A 224-nucleotide genomic window follows, 5' to 3' on the forward strand; every position below is an offset into this window, starting at 1 on the left:
TGACCGGTAAATCCGTTTCAGGTCGCTGGCGACGCATTTACGGTCCTTGTAGGAGACGTATTTCAGCGAGTTACGTACCTGATGCACAATACACAGCTGAACCTGAGCCATTGGGAACACGGTGTTAATCGCTTCCGGGAATCCGGTAAGCCCATCAACACAGGCAACGAAGACATCTTCAACTCCACGGTTCTTAAGCTCTGTCAGCACAGAAAGCCAGAATT

Annotated in this window: 1 protein-coding gene; it reads right to left on the reverse strand. The window is 50.0% G+C overall.

What is annotated here, in order from left to right:
* Positions 1–224 (reverse strand): transposase (locus AK963_RS31080; RefSeq protein WP_175404859.1); only part of this gene is annotated, 224 nt, incomplete at both ends.

The organism is Endozoicomonas atrinae, from assembly GCF_001647025.1.
GTDB lineage: Bacteria > Pseudomonadota > Gammaproteobacteria > Pseudomonadales > Endozoicomonadaceae > Endozoicomonas > Endozoicomonas atrinae.